This window comes from Streptomyces sp. NPDC055506, from assembly GCF_053643595.1.
In genome coordinates this window covers 1,800-3,007 of the sequence record NZ_JBSHKH010000266.1, presented here as the reverse complement: position 1 = coordinate 3,007, position 1,208 = coordinate 1,800, and the positions used below count along the sequence as shown (strand labels likewise).

1 rRNA gene (only partly in view) is annotated in these 1,208 nt (G+C 56.7%); it reads right to left on the bottom strand.

Annotated elements, in window-relative coordinates:
- Positions 1 to 1,208: ribosomal RNA gene (locus tag ACWIF2_RS40460) — 23S ribosomal RNA — on the bottom strand; its annotated part runs 1,712 nt beyond the window's last position; the annotation flags it as partial.

Below are 1,208 nucleotides of genomic sequence, written 5' to 3'. Positions count from 1 at the left end.
CTTGGGACCGACTCCAGCCCCAGGATGCGACGAGCCGACATCGAGGTGCCAAACCATCCCGTCGATATGGACTCTTGGGGAAGATCAGCCTGTTATCCCCGGGGTACCTTTTATCCGTTGAGCGACGGCGCTTCCACAAGCCACCGCCGGATCACTAGTCCCGACTTTCGTCCCTGCTCGACCCGTCGGTCTCACAGTCAAGCTCCCTTGTGCACTTACACTCAACACCTGATTGCCAACCAGGCTGAGGGAACCTTTGGGCGCCTCCGTTACTCTTTAGGAGGCAACCGCCCCAGTTAAACTACCCATCAGACACTGTCCCTGATCCGGATCACGGACCCAGGTTAGACATCCAGCACGACCAGACTGGTATTTCAACGACGACTCCACCCACACTGGCGTGCGAGCTTCAAAGTCTCCCAGCTATCCTACACAAGCCGAACCGAACACCAATATCAAACTGTAGTAAAGGTCCCGGGGTCTTTCCGTCCTGCTGCGCGAAACGAGCATCTTTACTCGTAGTGCAATTTCACCGGGCCTATGGTTGAGACAGTCGAGAAGTCGTTACGCCATTCGTGCAGGTCGGAACTTACCCGACAAGGAATTTCGCTACCTTAGGATGGTTATAGTTACCACCGCCGTTTACTGGCGCTTAAGTTCTCAGCTTCGCCACCCCGAAGAGTGACTAACCGGTCCCCTTAACGTTCCAGCACCGGGCAGGCGTCAGTCCGTATACATCGCCTTACGGCTTCGCACGGACCTGTGTTTTTAGTAAACAGTCGCTTCTCGCTGGTCTCTGCGGCCACCCCCAGCTCAGAGCGCGAAGCTCATCACCGGATGTGGCCCCCCTTCTCCCGAAGTTACGGGGGCATTTTGCCGAGTTCCTTAACCATAGTTCACCCGAACGCCTCGGTATTCTCTACCTGACCACCTGAGTCGGTTTAGGGTACGGGCCGCCATGAAACTCGCTAGAGGCTTTTCTCGACAGCATAGGATCATCCACTTCACCACAATCGGCTCGGCATCAGGTCTCAGCCACAAGTGCGACGGATTTACCTATCGCACGGCCTACACCCTTACCCCGGGACAACCACCGCCCGGGATGGACTACCTTCCTGCGTCACCCCATCACTCACCTACTAACCGCTTGGTTCGGCGGCTCCACCACTTTCCTTTCCCCGAAGGGTCCGGAACGGCTTCACGGCCTT